The organism is Pseudomonas sp. RGB (assembly GCF_007713445.1).
Lineage (GTDB): Bacteria > Pseudomonadota > Gammaproteobacteria > Pseudomonadales > Pseudomonadaceae > Aquipseudomonas.
This window is the reverse complement of record NZ_VMSH01000001.1, coordinates 665774-681822: the sequence shown is the minus strand read 5'-3', so window position 1 is coordinate 681822 and position 16049 is coordinate 665774. Positions and strand designations below refer to the sequence as shown.

At 62.3% G+C, this 16049-nt stretch carries 16 protein-coding genes; 7 read left to right on the top strand and 9 right to left on the bottom strand.

Going from position 1 to position 16049, the window contains the following annotated elements:
* Positions 1 to 20: 20 nt before the first annotated feature.
* From FPT15_RS03185 to FPT15_RS03170, 4 genes are all read right to left on the bottom strand, one after another.
* Positions 21 to 641 carry a 2-dehydro-3-deoxy-6-phosphogalactonate aldolase gene (locus FPT15_RS03185; protein ID WP_145158462.1) on the bottom strand — a complete coding sequence of 207 codons (621 nt, stop codon included), beginning with the start codon at positions 639 to 641 and terminating at the stop codon, positions 21 to 23.
* Position 642: 1 nt separating this feature from the next.
* Positions 643 to 1602 carry a 2-dehydro-3-deoxygalactonokinase gene (locus tag FPT15_RS03180; RefSeq protein ID WP_145158460.1) on the bottom strand — a complete coding sequence of 320 codons (960 nt, stop codon included), beginning with the start codon at positions 1600 to 1602 and terminating at the stop codon, positions 643 to 645.
* A gap of 162 nt (positions 1603 to 1764) precedes the next feature.
* Positions 1765 to 2091 (bottom strand): DOPA 4,5-dioxygenase family protein, encoded by a 327-nt coding sequence (locus FPT15_RS03175; RefSeq protein ID WP_145158458.1) that lies wholly within the window; start codon positions 2089 to 2091, stop codon positions 1765 to 1767.
* 30 nt (positions 2092 to 2121) lie between these two features.
* Complete coding sequence (locus FPT15_RS03170; protein WP_145158456.1) at positions 2122 to 3072, bottom strand: LysR family transcriptional regulator; 951 nt, start codon at positions 3070 to 3072, stop codon at positions 2122 to 2124.
* Positions 3073 to 3175: 103 nt separating this feature from the next.
* Here FPT15_RS03170 and betC point away from each other — a divergent pair, with 103 nt between their 5' ends.
* From betC to FPT15_RS03155, 3 genes are all read left to right on the top strand, one after another.
* Positions 3176 to 4690, top strand: coding sequence for a choline-sulfatase (gene betC, locus FPT15_RS03165; protein WP_145158454.1), 1515 nt, complete (start codon positions 3176 to 3178; stop codon positions 4688 to 4690).
* An 18-nt stretch (positions 4691 to 4708) separates the two neighbouring features.
* On the top strand, positions 4709 to 5623 hold the full coding sequence (gene choX, locus FPT15_RS03160) for a choline ABC transporter substrate-binding protein (protein ID WP_145158452.1): 915 nt from the start codon (positions 4709 to 4711) through the stop codon (positions 5621 to 5623).
* A 173-nt stretch (positions 5624 to 5796) separates the two neighbouring features.
* Positions 5797 to 7365, top strand: coding sequence for a SulP family inorganic anion transporter (locus tag FPT15_RS03155; RefSeq protein WP_145158450.1), 1569 nt, complete (start codon positions 5797 to 5799; stop codon positions 7363 to 7365).
* 128 nt (positions 7366 to 7493) lie between these two features.
* Here the strand turns inward: FPT15_RS03155 and aroE are convergent, their stop codons facing one another.
* Together aroE and hemF are read right to left on the bottom strand one after the other, a co-directional pair.
* Positions 7494 to 8312 (bottom strand): shikimate dehydrogenase, encoded by an 819-nt coding sequence (aroE, locus tag FPT15_RS03150; RefSeq protein WP_145158448.1) that lies wholly within the window; start codon positions 8310 to 8312, stop codon positions 7494 to 7496.
* Positions 8312 to 9244, bottom strand: a complete 933-nt coding sequence (hemF, locus tag FPT15_RS03145; RefSeq protein ID WP_145158446.1) for an oxygen-dependent coproporphyrinogen oxidase — start codon at positions 9242 to 9244, stop codon at positions 8312 to 8314. Before hemF ends, aroE begins: the two co-directional genes overlap by 1 nt.
* 176 nt (positions 9245 to 9420) lie before the next feature.
* Between hemF and FPT15_RS03140 the strand changes: the two genes are divergently transcribed.
* Positions 9421 to 10398 carry an NADPH:quinone reductase gene (locus FPT15_RS03140; RefSeq protein ID WP_145158444.1) on the top strand — a complete coding sequence of 326 codons (978 nt, stop codon included), beginning with the start codon at positions 9421 to 9423 and terminating at the stop codon, positions 10396 to 10398.
* 131 nt (positions 10399 to 10529) lie between these two features.
* Here the strand turns inward: FPT15_RS03140 and FPT15_RS03135 are convergent, their stop codons facing one another.
* The 3 genes from FPT15_RS03135 to FPT15_RS03125 all read right to left on the bottom strand — a co-directional run bounded on the left by FPT15_RS03135 (position 10530) and on the right by FPT15_RS03125 (position 13067).
* Complete coding sequence (locus FPT15_RS03135; protein WP_145158442.1) at positions 10530 to 11087, bottom strand: L-threonylcarbamoyladenylate synthase; 558 nt, start codon at positions 11085 to 11087, stop codon at positions 10530 to 10532.
* A 54-nt stretch (positions 11088 to 11141) separates the two neighbouring features.
* On the bottom strand, positions 11142 to 12236 hold the full coding sequence (gene dprA, locus FPT15_RS03130) for a DNA-processing protein DprA (protein WP_145158440.1): 1095 nt from the start codon (positions 12234 to 12236) through the stop codon (positions 11142 to 11144).
* A 63-nt stretch (positions 12237 to 12299) separates the two neighbouring features.
* Positions 12300 to 13067: a peptidoglycan-binding protein gene (locus tag FPT15_RS03125; protein ID WP_145158438.1), complete on the bottom strand. Its 768-nt coding sequence runs from the start codon at positions 13065 to 13067 to the stop codon at positions 12300 to 12302.
* Positions 13068 to 13202: 135 nt separating this feature from the next.
* Here FPT15_RS03125 and def point away from each other — a divergent pair, with 135 nt between their 5' ends.
* The 3 genes from def (at position 13203) to rsmB (ending at position 16039) form a co-directional block, all read left to right on the top strand.
* Positions 13203 to 13709, top strand: coding sequence for a peptide deformylase (gene def / locus FPT15_RS03120; RefSeq protein ID WP_016970668.1), 507 nt, complete (start codon positions 13203 to 13205; stop codon positions 13707 to 13709).
* Between the two features lie 69 nt (positions 13710 to 13778).
* On the top strand, positions 13779 to 14732 hold the full coding sequence (gene fmt, locus FPT15_RS03115) for a methionyl-tRNA formyltransferase (protein ID WP_145158436.1): 954 nt from the start codon (positions 13779 to 13781) through the stop codon (positions 14730 to 14732).
* Complete coding sequence (gene rsmB, locus FPT15_RS03110) at positions 14729 to 16039, top strand: 16S rRNA (cytosine(967)-C(5))-methyltransferase RsmB (RefSeq protein ID WP_145158434.1); 1311 nt, start codon at positions 14729 to 14731, stop codon at positions 16037 to 16039. The genes fmt and rsmB overlap by 4 nt, the downstream gene beginning before the upstream one ends.
* Positions 16040 to 16049 lie beyond the last annotated feature (10 nt).

Here is a 16049-nt window from a genome sequence, read left to right as displayed (position 1 = left end):
CTTGCGTTCTTTTCAGGCCATCAATTCAGCGCATTCCAGGCGGCGACATACGCCTGGGCACTGCTCGCCACTTGATCCACAGACATGCCCGGCTTGAACAACCCGGACCCCAGGCCGAAGCCCTTGGCGCCTGCGTCGAAATACACCTGCATGTTGTCCGGAGTCACGCCGCCGACCGGCAGCAGCAATGTGCCCGCCGGCAATACCGCCAACCACGCCTTGATCACGGCCGGGCCCATTTGCTCGGCCGGGAACAGCTTCAGTACGTCGGCGCCTTCGGCCAACGCGGCGAAGGCTTCGGTGGGCGTGGCCACACCCGGCGACAGGTACAAGCCCGCCGCTTTCGCGGCGCGTAGCACCTTGGCATCGCTGTGGGGCATGACGATCACTTGGCCACCGGCGGCTTTGACGTGCTCGACCTGCTCGGGCGTCAACACGGTGCCCGCACCGATCAGGCAATCGGCGGGCAGGCTGTCGCGCAGGGTGCGGATGCTGGTGTAAGGGTCCGGCGAATTGAGCGGAACTTCGATCACGCGAAAGCCGGCCTGATAGAGCACTTGGCCGATCGCTTCAGCTTCGTGCGGTCGTACACCGCGCAGGATTGCGATCAAACCGTTGTGTGCGAGTGCTTGCTTGAGCATGTCAGGCCTCCAGGACCGGTTGAGTGAGCCCGGCCGCCACGGCCAATTGCCACAGGCCGCGTTCGGTGGCCGCTTGCGCCAGGCTGACGTGGGCGAAGCCGCAGAGGGCGAGGGCGCGCTGGTAACGGGCGCAGAGCGCTGCGGTGCCGACCAGGACGATGGGCTTATGTTTTGCAGGGGCCGGTAAACCGGCGAGTTCATGCCCGATCAGCAGGCCGGACAGGTAATCCGGTTGCTGGTCGGGAGCCAGTTCGGCGGTCAGCCCGAGTGTGCGGGCGCTGAACAATGTCGAGAGCACGCCACGCTGGCCGTCGTTGGAGAGTGCCACCTGCACGCCGCGATCAAAGGCTTCGGCCTGGAAGTGGTCGGAGGTTTTTTGCGTACGGCCGAGAATGCTGTGCTGGCTCAGCACGGCGAACAGTTCACCGGTCATGAAGGTGTCGAAGTGGGTGATGCAGCCATCCACCACCTCGACCCATTTGGAATGGCTGCCCGGCAGGCCGATCAATACCTCGGCCGCGAGGCCTTGCAGCACGCCCAGCACCTGGGTTTCTTCGCCGCGCATCACATTGGGCAAGCCCACCTGTTCGATCACGCCGGGCACGATATGCACCGCCACGCCGCGCAGGCTGCGCACGCTATGCAGCGCCTGGCCGAGGCTTGCGACATCGACCGGCGTATTGCGATACGCCGCCTCACTCCAGCCCTGGGCACTGCCGACCATGCCGCAGGCGATCACCGGCAAGTCGGGCTGGGCGTCGAGCCAGTCGCCGCAGGCCGCGTCGAACGCCAACTCGAAGCCATCGCTGCAACGCACGCCGGCAATGTCACGGGGTTCGCTGGGCAGGTGCATGATGCCGAACGCCAGTGCGCGCTGGTCGAGCACCTTGCCGGCCGGGCCGAGTTTATAAGCACGAAGGGAGCTGGTCCCCCAGTCGAGCGCGATCAATTGCGCCTGCATCGCTTCACCTGAAATGAGTGGGTGCTGAAAAAAGCAGATGGGCGAATATAAACCTATGACTGTCGATATCTCAATATATAAATAACAGTCCCATATATTGGGTTGAACCATAAAAAATCCCATCGCCTTTGCACTAGGGGATGGGATTTTTATACGCACTGGTTAAAAAACAGACAGGTCCAGCTCGCGCATCGCGCCCATCCAGATCGCGTAATCGGTGTGATCCTTCAGGTCATCGCCGGTATCAGGGTGCAGGAACACCACCAGCCCCTCGCGATGCAAAGCCAGCCATGGCAACACCACACCGATGTATTCCGGCTCGAACGCCAGCTGGCAACTCCAGTCTGGGTGCGGGCCCACCGGGCGTTCATGCACGCGGCCCATGCGCAACGGAAACAGCTTGGCCGCGTCCTCGCAGAGCTGGCGCGCCTGGTCGATCGTGCTGGCGTCGAAGTAGATGTGAGCGTGGTAGCCCTTGATACGTTGCATGGCGAAATCCGGATCCAATATGCGCCGATCCTAGACCGCAATCGACGGCAGGGCCAGCCCGGTCAGCGACTGTGCGCTGCTGGCTTGCTCGGCTACCAGCCAGTCGACAAAGCGCTCGACCAACTGCCCCCGGCGTTTGCGCTGGGGCTGCACCACGTAATAACCGAAGCGTGAGATCACCGTGTCGTTGATCGGCCGACACAGCCAGTTCTGCTCCAGCAGGTTATCCACCAAGTGGCGCCAGCCGATGGCCACGCCCTGGCCGGCAATCGCGGCCTGGATCAACAGGGTGTAGTTGTCGAAGCGCAGTTGGCCGGGTGTGGGCGCGGTGGTAATGCCCAGCTCGCGAAATACGCCGCTCCAGTCGAACCACTGGCTGTTGTTTTCCTGGCGCAGGTGCAGCAGCGGACAGTCCGGCAGCGTCTGCACGGTCAGCGGCGTGGCCTGATCCTTGAGCCATTGCGGGCTGCACACCGGGAACACTTCCTCGTTGAACAGCCAGAGGCTGTCACCCTGTTTGAAACGGCCATCGCCAAACAACACCGCCACGTCGATATCGCTGCGCAAGGTGGCATGGTTGCGTTCGCTGGTGACCAGGCTCACGTCTACCTGCGGGTTGGCCTGGTGAAAGCGGTGCAGGCGCGGCATCAGCCAGTAGGCGGCGAAGGCAAAGTCGGTGGCCACTTGCAGCACTTCATGCTGGTCTTGCTGGGTGATCGCGCTCAGGCCTTGGTTGATGGTCTGCAAACCGCCCTGCGCATGCTCAAACAACAGCGCGCCAGCGTCGGTCAGCTCGATGCCACGGTAGATGCGATCAAACAAACGCAGCCCAAGCTGTTCTTCGAGGCGTTTGATCTGCTGGCTGATGGCCGGCTGGGTGGTACCCAGTTCCACGGCGGCAGCGGTAAAGCTGCGGTGGCGTGCCGCCGCCTCGAATGCGCGCAGCAGGTCGAGGGAAAGGTCGCCAAGGGCTTCATACATAAGCTGTGCTTATCCTAGACATTGCTTTTCATGGGCTTTACCCCATTTTCCATGGGCCGCATGCTCATTCGCATAAACACCGCCTATGGAATGCCGAAGACTCATGAAGCGCAAGAACATTCTTTTCATCATGGCCGATCAAATGGCCGCGCCGCTGCTTCCGTTCTACGGACCTTCCCCGATCAAACTGCCAAACCTGAGCCGCCTCGCCGAACAGGGTGTGGTGTTCGACGCCGCCTATTGCAGCAGCCCGCTGTGCGCGCCGTCGCGGTTCACGCTGGTCAGCGGCCAGTTGCCGAGCAAGATCGGCGCCTACGACAACGCGGCAGACTTCCCTGGCGATGTGCCGACCTATGCCCACTACCTGCGCCGCCTCGGCTACCGCACCGCGCTGTCGGGCAAGATGCACTTCTGCGGCCCTGACCAGTTGCACGGCTATGAAGAACGCCTGACCAGCGACATTTACCCCGCCGACTATGGCTGGGCGGTGAACTGGGATGAGCCGGACGTGCGCCCCACCTGGTATCACAACATGGCATCGGTGCTGCAAGCCGGCCCGTGCGTGCGCACCAACCAGCTGGATTTCGACGAAGAGGTGGTGTTCAAGGCCCAGCAGTACCTGTTCGACCATATCCGCAATGAGGGTGACCAGCCGTTCTGCCTGACCGTGTCGATGACTCACCCACACGACCCGTACACCATTCCCAAATCGTTTTGGGACCTGTACGACGACAGCGACATCCCAATGCCTACGACGCCGGCCCAGGCCGACCTTGACCCGCATTCGCAGCGCCTGCTCAAGGTCTACGACCTGTGGGACAAGCCGCTGCCGCTGAATAAGATCCGTGATGCGCGCCGTGCCTATTTTGGCGCGTGCAGCTACATCGACAGCAACGTCGGCAAACTCCTGCAAACCCTGGAAGACACGGGCCTTGCCGATGACACGATCATCATCTTCTCCGGCGACCACGGCGACATGCTCGGCGAGCGCGGCCTCTGGTACAAAATGCACTGGTTTGAAATGGCCGCCCGCGTGCCGCTGCTGGTCAGTGCACCGGGGAAATTCGCGGCGGGCCGCGTGACCAAAGCGGTTTCCACGGCCGACCTGTTGCCAACGTTGGTGGAGCTGGCTGGCGGCGAGCTGGACCCACGCTTGCCGCTGGACGGTCGCTCGCTGGTCCCGCACTTGCAGGGGCAGGGTGGGCACGATGAAGTGTTTGGCGAATACATGGCCGAAGGCACCATCAGCCCGCTGATGATGATTCGCCGTGGCGCGTACAAGTTCATCTACAGCGAGGACGATCCTTGTCTACTGTTCGATGTGCACAACGACCCGCACGAGCGGGAAAACCTCAGCCAGTCACCGGAACACCGCCCACTGTTCGAGGCGTTTTTGAGTGAGGCGCGGGCCAAATGGGACATCCCGGCGATCCATCAGCAGGTGCTCGCCAGCCAACGCCGTCGCCGCCTGGTCTTTGAGGCGCTGACCCAAGGCAAGCTGAAGAGCTGGGATCACCAGCCACTGGTGGACGCCAGTCAGCAATACATGCGCAACCATATCGACCTCGACGACCTGGAGCGCAAGGCACGTTACCCACAACCCTGCCAAAACCAATAAATAGACAGAGGGAAGGCCATGCAAAAGTTGACTGTAGTGCTGGGCATGTTGGTGCTCAGTAGCGCCAATGCATACGCGGACGCTAGCTGCGACACGGTGAAGATGGCCGATCCAGGCTGGAGCGATATCGCCGCCACCAATGCCATCACCGGTTTTCTGTTGAACGGCATGGGCTACAAGGCCAAGGTCGACACCCTGGCGGTGCCGATCACCTTTGGCGGGCTCAAGGACGGCCAGGTGGACGTGTTTCTGGGCAATTGGATGCCGGCGCAGCAGGGCTTCTATGACAAGTTCGTGGCCAATGGCGATGTGGTGCAACTGGCGAAAAACCTCGACGGCACCGAGTTCACCCTTGCCGTGCCGGACTACGTGTGGGACGCCGGGGTGCATGACTTTGCAGACCTGAACAAATTTGCCGACAAGTTCGACAAGAAGATCTACGGCATCGGCTCCGGCGCGCCGGCCAATATTTCGCTGCAGGAGATCATCAAGAAGAACGACTTCGACCTCGGCCAGTGGAAGCTGATCGAGTCGAGTGAACAGGCGATGCTGGCCGAAGTGTCGCGGGCGGTTAAAAAACAGAAGTTCGTGACCTTCCTCGGCTGGACGCCGCACCCGATGAACGTGCAGTTGAACATGCATTACCTCAAGGGCGGCGAGAAGTACTTCGGTGACACCGGCAGCGTGTATACCTTGACCCGCAAGGGCTATGCACAAGCCTGCCCGAATGTCGGAAAACTACTGACCAACCTGAGTTTTACCCAGGAGATGGAGAACAGCATCATGGCGGAGGTGGTGAATAAAAAAGTCAGCAATGCTGATGCGGCGAAGGCCTGGATCAAGGCCAATCCAGCGGTGTTGGACAAGTGGCTCGATGGGGTAAAAACCGTGGATGGCCAGGATGCGCTGGCTGCGGTAAAAGCCAAGCTCTAACCCCCGAAATCGATCCTTTTTGGGAACTGGCTTTTGTGGGAGCTGGCTTGCCTGCGATGCAGGCACCTCGGTATTACTGATACGCCGCGGTGATGCTATCGCAGGCAAGCCAGCTCCCACAGGTACCGGTGTGTGCTGATACCCTGAGCTAACCTTTTCAACCCGAGTCTGCGATGCCCCGGCCCAACCGCCATACACTCTTGCCCTTCCTCGCCTGGCTCCCGCGCCAAACCCGCGCCAGCGTCGGCCGGGATGCGATGGTTGGCTTAAGCGGTGCCGTGCTCGCGCTGCCGCAGTCGATTGCCTACGCGCTGATCGCCGGTCTCCCACCCGAATACGGCTTGTACGCCGCCATCATCCCGGTACTGATAGCCTGCCTCTGGGGTTCCTCCTGGCACCTGATCTGCGGCCCTACCGCCGCCATTTCCATCGTGCTCTACGCCAGCATCAGCCCTTTGGCTGTGCCAGGGTCGCAGGACTACATCACGCTGATCCTGCTTCTGACCGTCCTCGCTGGCGTTTTCCAATGGCTGCTGGGCATGCTGCGCTTCGGCGCGTTGGTCAATTTCGTCTCTCATTCGGTGGTGCTGGGGTTCACCCTCGGCGCTGCCGTGGTGATCGCCTTGGGGCAGTTGCCCAACCTGCTGGGGCTGGATCTGCCCAGCCAAGCCACAGCGATCAAAAGCCTGCTGGCGCTCATCAATCACAGTGGCGAATGGGACCACGCCTCCCTCGCCTTGGGTCTGGGCACTTTGCTGGTGGGCGCGCTGCTCAAGTACCTGGTGCCACGTTGGCCAACACTGTTGATCGCCCTGGCCTTGGGCAGCCTGGTGGCGTGGCTGTGGCCGTCGATGTTCGGGCATGTGGCGCGGGTCAGTTCGTTTGTGGGCACACTGCCGCCGTTCAGCCCATTGCCGATGGACTTGGACATGCTCCTGCGCCTGCTGCCGAGCGCGGTGGCGGTGGGCATGCTCGGGTTGGTGACCAGCTTGTCGATTGCGCGCTCGCTGTCGGCGCGTTCGCAGCAACTGCTCGACGCCAATCAAGAAGTCCGCGCGCAGGGCTTATCCAATATCGTCGGCGGATTTTTCTCCGGTTACTTGTCGGCCGGTTCCTTTACCCGCTCCGGCCTCAGCTACGAGGCGGGCGCTTGCTCACCGTTGGCAGGCGTGTTTTCCGCCGGCTGGGTGGCGTTGTTTGCCGTATTTGGGGCGGCGTTGATCGCGCACATACCAATCCCCAGCATGGCCGCGAGCATCCTGCTGATTTGCTGGGGCCTGGTGGATCATCGCGGCATCCGCGCGTTGTTCCGCGTGAGCCGCGCAGAATTTGTGGTGATGAGCCTGACGTGCGTGGCCACCTTGCTGCTGGAGCTGCAAACGGCGATTTACGCCGGCGTGCTGGCGTCGCTGTTCTTCTACCTCAAACGCACTTCGCAACCGCGTGTTCAGCAGTGGCGCGACGGTGATGAAGACGTATTGCGGGTGGGGGGCTCGATCTTTTTTGGCGCCAGCCATTACCTGCAAGTGCGCCTGCAGAGCTTGCAGGGTGAGCGGGTGGTGATCGAGGCGCAGCAGATCAACTTTATCGACTATTCCGGGGTGGAGATGCTGCACCAGGAGGCGCGGCGGTTGCGGGGAACGGGGCGTAGTTTGACGTTGCGTAGGGCCCGGCCGCAGGTAGTGGAAGAATTGAAAAAACTCGAAGGGGCCGACAAATGCCCCATCCATTTCGAAGACTGAATGCGGTTAAAACTGTGGGAGCTGGCTTGCCTGCGATGCGGACGACTCGGTCTGTCAGTTGGACCGAAGTGATCCTATCGCAGGCAAGCCAGCTCCCACAGTTTGACCGTGCCCACGTTGGCGTTGTGTTACGCCAACTGGCGGCGTAGCTCAGCCAACACCGGCGCCGAATCCGGGCGCACGCCGCGCCACAGGAAGAACGCTTCCGCCGCCTGCTCCACGAGCATGCCCAGGCCATCCATCGCCACGGCTGCGCCATGCTCTGTCGCCCAGCGGCAGAACGCGGTGGGTTCCTTGGCGTACATCATGTCGTAGCAAAAGGTCTTGCCCGGCTCGATCAGGCTGCTGGCAATCGGCGGTACATCGCCTGACAGACTCGCGGACGTGGCATTGATGATCAGGTCCACCGGCTCACGCAGCCAGTCGAAACCGCTGGCCGACACAGGGCCCAGATCGTCAAACAGCTCGGCAAGCAACTCGGCCTTTTCCACCGTGCGGTTGGCGATGATCAGCGCGGCAGGCTGCTCGGCCAGCAAGGGCTCCAACGCCCCACGCACCGCGCCGCCAGCACCGAGCAACAGGATGCGCTGGCCGTGCAGGTTCAGCCCGGCGTTCACTTTCAGGTCGCGCACCAGGCCGGCGCCGTCGGTGTTGTCACCCAGCAGGGTGCCGTCGGCCAGCTTGCTCAGGGTGTTCACCGCCCCGGCGCGCTGGGCACGTTCAGTCAGGCTGTTGGCCAAGCGGTAGGCGTCTTCCTTGAAGGGCACCGTGACATTGGCGCCACGGCCTTGCTGAAAGAACTCACGGGCACAGCCGGTGAAATCCTCCAAAGGCGCGAGCAAGGTGCTGTAGTCCAGTTGCTCGCCGGTCTGCTCGGCGAACATGCGATGAATCAACGGCGACTTGCTGTGGCCGATAGGGTTGCCGAACACCACATAACGGTCCATCAGACGGCCGCCTTGGGCGCGGCGAGGCCCAGCCAGTCGCGGTCTTGCAGGAAGTAATCGGTGAGACGCGCTTCTTCGCTACCGGCCTCGGCCTTCCAGTCATAGCTCCAGCGCACTTGCGGTGGCAGCGACATCAGGATCGACTCGGTGCGCCCGCCCGACTGCAGGCCGAACAGGGTGCCACGGTCGTAGACCAGGTTGAATTCGACGTAGCGCCCTCGGCGGAACTCCTGGAACTGGCGCTGCTGTTCGGTGTAAGCCAGGGCCTTGCGGCGCTGCACAATCGGCAGGTAGGCGTCGATGTACGCATCGCCGATGGCGCGGATGAAGGCGAAGCAGGTGTCGAAGTCCCACTCGTTCAAATCGTCGAAGAACAGGCCGCCGATGCCGCGCGGTTCGTTACGGTGTTTGATATGGAAATACGTATCGCACCAGGCTTTATAGCGCGAGTACACGTCCGGGCCGAATCGCGCACAGGCCTGCTCGGCAACGCGGTGCCAGTGGATGCAGTCCTCCTCGTTGCCGTAGTAGGGCGTGAGGTCGAAGCCGCCGCCGAACCACCACACCGGTTCTTCGCCTTCTTTTTCGGCGATGAAAAAGCGCACATTGGCGTGGGACGTCGGCACATGCGGGTTGTGCGGGTGGATCACCAACGACACGCCCAAGGCTTCAAACCCGCGACCGGCCAGCTCAGGGCGATGCGCGCTGGCGGACGGTGGGAGACCGCTGCCGAACACGTGGGAAAAGTTAACGCCGCCTTTTTCGATGACCGTACCGTTTTCGATCACACGGGTGCGACCGCCGCCACCGGCAGGCCGGGTCCAGGCGTCTTCGATAAAGCGAGTGTCCGTCTCGAAGGTTTCCAGGGCGCTGCAAATACGGTCTTGCAGGTCGAGCAGGTAGGCTTTAACAGCCTCGGTGCGGGTAGTCATGGCATCACCTTGAATCGGGCAAAGCTACGCGAGGCCATGCGGCGTCGGCGGCAAATGGGCGCACAGGATACCACTGCACTTACGTGGCACTGCACTTAGGTGCGCCGCAGTTGACGAAGATCAAGCATAGGAGTGGGATAGAGGGCTACGCGAATTCGACCTCAGGAGAAGTGCAGATGGCCAAACGTATCCAGTTCAGCGCCCATGGCGGCCCCGAAGTGCTTGAGTATGTGGACTACACGCCGGCAGCGCCTGGCCCGCAGCAGGTTCGTGTGCGCAATGAGGCCATTGGCCTGAACTTTATCGACACCTACTTCCGTAGCGGCCTTTACGCGCCGCCGGCCCTGCCATCGGGCCTGGGCGCAGAGGGCGCCGGTGTGGTCGATGCCGTGGGCAGCGAGGTCACGCAATTCAAAGTCGGCGACCGTGTGGCCTACGGCAGCGGCCCGCTGGGCGCCTACAGCGAATTGCACGTGCTGCCCGCCGCCAACCTGGTGCACCTACCGGACGACATCAGCTTCGAACAGGCTGCCGGTGCGATGCTCAAAGGCCTGACCGTGCAATACCTGCTGCGTCAAACCTACGAATTGAAGGGCGGCGAAACCATTCTGTTCCACGCCGCTGCCGGTGGTGTGGGTTCACTGGCCTGCCAATGGGCCAAGGCCTTGGGCGTGAAGTTGATCGGCACCGTGAGTTCACCGGAAAAGGCCGCCTTGGCCAAATCCCTCGGCGCCTGGGAAACGATCGACTACAGCAAGGAAAACGTCGCACAACGCGTACTTGAATTGACCGACGGCAAAAAAGTCCCGGTGGTGTACGACGGCGTCGGCAAGGACACCTGGCTGACCTCGCTCGACAGCGTGGCGCCACGTGGGCTGGTGGTGAGTTTTGGTAATGCGTCGGGCGCGGTGGATGGGGTGAACCTGGGGATTCTGGCGGCGAAGGGTTCGCTGTATGTCACCCGGCCGACCTTGGCGACTTACGCCAGCAACCCGAAAGACTTGCAGGCGATGGCGGATGATTTGTTCTCGATGATCAAGAGCGGCAAGGTGCGCATTGATATCAACCAGCGGTTTTCGCTGGCGGACGCGGCGAAGGCGCAGACTGAGCTGTCGGGGCGGCGGACGACGGGGTCGACCATTCTGCTGCCATAAGGCGGTAGATCTTTTGAGGTTGTAAGGGCCTCATAGCGGGCAAGCCCGGCTCCCACATTTTGATCGCATTCCAACTGAAGGAACGCGGTCGAGTGTGGAGCCGGCTTGCCCGCGATGGCCGCAACGCGGTCTCAGGAAGGCCGCACCACCTCACCCGTCGCCAAATCGCGAATCAGGCTCGGGTTTTTGCGCCCACCCAGGGCGCCGCCCAATACCCGATCTACCTGGCCACGGAAGTATTGCTCCACGCGAAGCCGCGTACGCGCAGCCGGGCGCCCTTGCGGGTTGGCCGAGGTGGAAATCAGCGGCCCGACCAGCGAGCACAGATCCCGCACCAGCGGATGATCAGTCACCCGCAACGCCACCGTGTCATGCACACCCGTTACCCACTCAGGCAGCAAGTCCTGATGGGGCACCAGCCAGGTATTGGGCCCAGGCCAGGTGCTGGCCATGCGCTCGATCCAGATGTCCGGGAAGTCTTCAAAGAGAAAATCGAACTGGCGAATATTGTCCGCCACCAAGATCAGGCCCTTGTCCACCGACCGATTCTTGATCGCCAGCAGCCGGTCCACCGCTTCTTCGTTCCACGGATCGCAGCCAAGGCCCCAGACCGCTTCGGTCGGGTAGGCAATCACCGCGCCTGCGCGAATTTCCCGTGCGGTTTCCAGCACACGCCACCTGTTGACCATTACTCACTCTCCGGACTAAAGCTCTGCGCAGTTTACCGATCTTCTTTACAAAACCTAGCAGCGCGCAAGCCAGCGCCCGCTTTCGCAGATCACCTGGCCTTCGAGCTCAAGCTCGGTGAGGGTTGCCAGCACCTGGGACAACGGCCGCCCGCTGGCAATGGCCAAGCCTTCACTGGTGTGAGGCGCGGCGTGCAGCAACGCCACCAGCGGATGAGTGACGGGCATGGGGGCCGGACGGGACAGCGCCTGCCAGCCACGTAACCCTTCCAGAATGTGCTCGATGGATTCCACCAGCGTCGCGCCATCGCGGATCAATTGATGGCAGCCCTTGGCGCCAGGGTGATGGATGGAGCCCGGGATCGCATACACCTCGCGCCCTTGCTCGGCCGCCAGCCGCGCGGTGATCAGCGAGCCACTGGCCATGCTGGCCTCCACCACCAGCACGCCCAGCGACAGGCCACTGATGATCCGGTTGCGCCGGGGGAAGTTGCCAGCTTGTGGCGAAGCGTCCAACGGGAACTCGGAAACCACCGCGCTGCCCTGGGCAATCATCGTGGCTGCGAGCTGTCGGTGGCGCTGTGGATAAAAGTTTTCAAGCCCGGTACCGAGCACGCCGATTGTCTGGCCGCCGACATCCAGCGCTGCCTGGTGCGCCGCGCCGTCTATACCCAAAGCAAGACCACTGGTGATGACAAAACCGGCGCTCGCCAAGCTGCGGGAAAAGGCCGCTGCGGTGTCCATGCCGGGTCGCGACGCACGGCGACTGCCGACCATGGCCAACTGCGGTTTTTCCAGGATTTTGGGGTCACCGGCGACGAACAATAACGGCGGGGCATCATCGATCTGGGCGAGGAGTGCCGGGTACTCAGGTTGGTCCCACATCAGCAAATGCTGGGCCGGCTGCGCCAACCACGCCAATGCCTCACTGGCACCGTCACGTATTTCAGGGCTGCGGCGGGCATCGGCGCTGACGGCCGGCAACCCGAGGGAACGCCATGCACTGGCAGGGGCGCTGATGGCTTTTGAGGCAGAGCCGAAGGCTTCGAGCAACACACGAAAACGCTTGGAACCCAGTTCCGGCAGCCTGTGCAAGCGTAGTCGAGCTTCCAGTTCTGACGGGGAAATTTCGCTGCTGTTTATCGGATACATTTGATCATCCTTGACCGGAACAAGCTGTGGATAACTCTGTTGGTAACTTATTTAGCAGGCTATTTATTGTGTTTGTTGGGCAGTCTCGAATCGGTCCATGACTGCCAGCGAGCGTGAGGCGCTGAGAACCAGGCCGTAGCTGAGCTTTTCATAGGTGCGAAACACCAGCAGCGTGCCGGCGCGCTCATCGGGGAGTTGGGTTGCCGCGCCGGTGAGGGTGTCGCGGACCGTCGCGCCGGCTTTGATCACGGTCAGCAATTGGCCTTCAACCAGCCCGTCGCGTCGGCCTTTGTTCAGGGTGACGGCGTCCAGCACGCCAATCTGGGTGACGCCTTTGGGAATGTCGATGATGTGCCCCTTAACACAGGGCGCACGCTTCACGGGGGCCGGCTCAAACGTAGATTCGGCGCGCAGCAGCCGATCGCCGGGACGTACTTCCTGGGTGACTCGCTGCACCGCCAGCGTGGTGAGATCGCCGGCCATTACGAAGCGCGCGGTGCCGATGTTATCGGCGTTGATGCCCAGCAATTCCTGAGTGTCGGGGTCGGTGTAGGCCTTGGCGCGGCGAAAAATTCCGTAATTGGGCTGTGTGGGGTCCAGGGCGCCCCTTGCATACACACGGTCACCATTGGCACCCAGCACCCGGCCGGCATCGGCCGCGACAATGTAAGGTGCGTTGTCCAGGTCGTGAGCCGTATCGAGTATGCGGTTGTGCAGTAAAAAGGACTGGATGGCCTGCTGCGTTGCTGGTTCCAGCCGCTGGCCGGGCGGTGGGATCAAGGCCATCGTGAGCGGCGTCCACAGCAGCAAGACGAGTAGCGATTTCCTCATGGGGTCAATCTCCTTTATTATGTGCGTTCGCGTGAAATGCCATAGCCTTCGCGGCTTTGGAACCTTTCACACCGGCTGCCTGGGTCCATCCCACCGCCGATTTGCCTCTACCTCACATGTGCAGCAATTACGCTTATGGCTATTTTGAACATCCTCGAATTTCCCGACTCGCGCCTGCGCACGATCGCCAAACCGGTGGCCGTAGTGGACGACAAGGTTCGTCAGTTGGTCGATGACATGTTTGAAACAATGTATGAAGCCCCGGGCATCGGCCTCGCCGCCACCCAGGTCAACGTGCATCAGCGCGTCGTGGTCATGGACCTGTCGGAAGATCGCAGCGAACCGCGGGTGTTTATCAACCCCGAGTTCGAACCGCTGACCGAAGAGATGGGCGAATACCAGGAAGGCTGCCTCTCGGTGCCGGAGTTCTACGAGAACGTCGAACGCCCGCTGCGCGTGAAGATCAAGGCACTGGACCGTGACGGCAAGCCCTACGAGCTGATCGCCGATGGCCTGCTGGCCGTGTGCATCCAGCACGAGTGCGACCACCTCAACGGCAAGCTGTTTGTCGATTACCTGTCCACGCTTAAACGCGACCGGATCAAGAAGAAGCTGGAAAAAAAGCATCGCCAGCAAGCTTGATGCCCTTCTTCCAAAGGCTTGCTGCGGCAAGCCTTTTTCTTTTGTGACTGTTTTTAACCGAGATCTCCCATGACCGAGCCACTGCGCATTGTTTTTGCCGGCACTCCCGAATTCGCTGCCGAACACCTCAAGGCGCTGCTTGCCAGCCCTTATGACATTGTCGCGGTGTACACCCAGCCGGACCGCCCGGCCGGTCGCGGGCAAAAACTGATGCCAAGCCCGGTCAAGCAGCTGGCGCTGGAACACAACCTCCCTGTGCTGCAACCGCCAACCCTGCGCAACGCCGAGGCCCAGGCGGGACTGGCGGCGCTGAAGCCAGACCTGCTGGTGGTCGTGGCCTATGGCTTGATCCTGCCTCAGGCGGTGCTGGATATCCCGCGCCTGGGCTGCATCAACAGCCACGCTTCGCTGTTGCCACGCTGGCGCGGTGCGGCGCCGATCCAGCGCGCCGTGGAAGCCGGCGACCGTGAAAGCGGTGTGACCGTGATGCGCATGGAGGCGGGCCTCGACACCGGCCCTATGCTGCTGAAAGTCACCACCCCGATCACCGCCCAAGACACCGGCGCCAGCCTGCATGACCGCCTCGCCGAGCTAGGCCCGCCCGCTGTGGTCCAGGCCATCGCCGGCCTGGCCGCCGGCACCCTCGAAGGCGAAGTGCAGGACGACAGCCTGGCCACCTACGCCCACAAACTCAATAAAGACGAAGCGCGCATCGACTGGAGCCGCCCGGCCGTAGAGCTGGAACGCCTGGTGCGTGCCTTCAACCCATGGCCGATCGGCCACAGCACACTCAGTGGCGAAGCCTTGAAAGTGCTGGCCGCCACCTTGGCTGAAGGCAAGGGCGCCCCCGGTGAAATCATCGGCGCCAGCAAAGAAGGCCTGTTGGTCGCCTGCGGCGAACAGGCGCTTTGCCTGACCCGTCTGCAATTGCCCGGCGGTAAAGCGCTTAATTTCAGCGATTTGTTCAACAGCCGTCGTGAGAAATTTGCCCTGGGCACGGTTCTCGGGGCGGTCGTTCAATGAACCCGCGTCTGGCCGCCGCCAAGGCCCTCGCCGCCGTCCTGAATGGCAAGGCTTCGCTGAACAGTTCGCTGCCTACGCAGCTGGATAAGGTTGAAGACCGTGATCGCGGTTTCACTCAGGACCTGGCCTTTGGCACCGCGCGCTGGCAGCCACGCTTGTCGGCGCTGGCAGCCAAGCTGCTGCAAAAGCCGTTCAAAGCCGCGGATGCGGATGTGGAAGCGCTGCTGCTGGTCGGCCTCTATCAACTGCTCTACACCCGCGTGCCGGCCCACGCCGCCATCGGTGAAACCGTTGGGTGCGCCGACAAGCTGAAAAAACCTTGGGCCAAGGCGCTCCTCAACGCCGTGCTGCGCCGCGCTCAGCGCGAGGGCGAAGCGTTGCTGGCCGAGCTGGAACACGACCCGGTGGTGCGCACCGCACACCCGCGCTGGCTGCAAAAGTCCCTGAAAGCCTTCTGGCCTGAGCAATGGGAAGCCATCTGCGCGGCCAACAATGCGCACCCACCAATGATTCTGCGGGTCAACCGTCGCCATCACAGCCGCGACGCCTACCTGCAATTGCTCACCGACGCCGGCATCAACGCCACGCCGTGCGTGTACAGCGTCGACGGCATCGTGCTGGAAGCAGCCACCGACGTACGCAGCCTGCCAGGCTTTGCCGAAGGCTGGATCAGCGTGCAGGACGAAGCCGCGCAGCTGGCCGCCGACCTGCTCGACCTGGCGCCCGGCCAACGCGTGCTCGACGCCTGTTGCGCGCCGGGCGGTAAGACCTGTCACATTCTGGAAGTCGAAAAAGACCTCGCCGCTGTCGTCGCCGTCGACCTGGAAGCCAAGCGCCTGGTGCGCGTGCGTGAAAACCTCGCCCGCCTGGGCCTGAACGCCGAGCTGATCGCCGCTGACGGCCGCGACACCGCCACTTGGTGGGACGGCAAACCCTTCCAGCGCATTCTGCTGGACGCGCCATGCTCCGCCACTGGCGTGATTCGCCGTCATCCGGACATCAAGCTGACCCGCCAACCCGACGACATTGCCGCCCTGGCCGTGCTGCAAGGCGAACTGCTCGACGCCCTGTGGCCGACCCTGGAAGTCGGCGGCATCCTGCTCTACGCCACGTGCTCGACCTTGCCCACCGAGAACACCGAGGTGATTCAAGCCTTCCTCGCCCGCACCAGCGGCGCGCGCGAACTGGACCTCGCCACCGCGGCCGGCATCAAGCAGCCCCACGGCCGCCAGTTACTCGCGCAAGAAGGCGGACACGATGGCTTCTACTACGCCAAACTGATCAAGATTGCCGCCGCGCGCGGCTAATGGGTTTAAG